At 46.3% G+C, this 1,120-nt stretch carries 1 protein-coding gene; it reads left to right on the forward strand.

Annotated features, from left to right (window positions below; translation table 11 throughout):
• The first annotated feature begins 112 nt into the window (after positions 1 to 112).
• The gene (locus ACOV1R_RS16045; RefSeq protein ID WP_054518983.1) at positions 113 to 1,111 is read left to right on the forward strand and encodes an IS30 family transposase; all 999 of its coding nucleotides are present in this window, start codon (positions 113 to 115) and stop codon (positions 1,109 to 1,111) included.
• Positions 1,112 to 1,120 lie beyond the last annotated feature (9 nt).

Below are 1,120 nucleotides of genomic sequence, written 5' to 3' on the forward strand. Positions count from 1 at the left end.
GACGAATTTACAATTGAAGTGCAACAAGTAAGAAAAAAATAAAAAAGAACTCATAGCCTGAGTCCTATAAAATGAAGTCACCACAACAATCATCTAAAGGAGATCCTAGGCTATGAGTCCGTACAACCATCTTACCTTAAAAGACCGAGAATGCATACTGTTGGGCGTCACTTTAAACGATACCTATCAAGTTATTGCGGAGAAAATTGGGTGTTCCAAAGCCACCGTATCGCGCGAAATCAAGCGCAATGGTGGTCGTAAGGCATACTCGGCCGTCAAAGCCCAAGAGAACTATCAGGGACGGCGGCTAAAAAGCCGACGTCCTAGGCTTCTAACTGATTTGAAGTTACGGGATTTTGTTTTTCACTGTATTGTTCAACGTCAGTGGTCCCCGGAACAAATTTCCGGTCGTTTAGTCCACGAAAACAGTGAATGGCATGTCAGTTATAACACCATTTATCGTGGGATTGAACGTGATAATTTAGGCATCAAACGTAAGAATCACGAGGCTCATGGCTTTGCCCGTAAGCTCCGTCACCGTGGTAAAACCCGAAAGGTCAAGGGAACCATTAAGGAACGTCGGGGACGATTTAACGACGTCCCTTCCGTTCATGAACGACCTGTTTCATGTGAGAATCGAAGCTGGTTTGGTCATTGGGAAAGTGATACCGTTCGCGGTAAAACCGGGCGTTCGGCCCTGGTAACCTTGGTGGACCGCAAATCTCGGTATTTATTATCTCAGCGGGTTCCCAAAGTAAACGCCAAGAACGTCACACAAGCGATGATTGACCTCTTGCATACCGTGACGCCCAAACGAGTTCGGACGCTTACGCCGGATCGTGGAACTGAATTCGCAGGATACCGCGAAGTTAGTCAAGAGCTAAGTATCCCAGTCTATTTCCCAGATCCTCATGCGCCTCAGCAACGGGGAACCAATGAGAATACCAACGGACTTATCCGTGAGTATTTCCCCAAAGGAACCGACCTAGACCAACTGACTGATCAAGATATCGACAAGTTTGTCAGGGATTTAAATCACCGACCACGTAAGGTCTTAGGCTGGAAGAGTCCATTTGAAGTTTTCTTCGGGACAAAGTTGCGCTTGATTTGACAATTCGTC

Source organism: Lactiplantibacillus sp. YT640, assembly GCF_049745435.1.
Lineage (GTDB): Bacteria > Bacillota > Bacilli > Lactobacillales > Lactobacillaceae > Lactiplantibacillus > Lactiplantibacillus plantarum.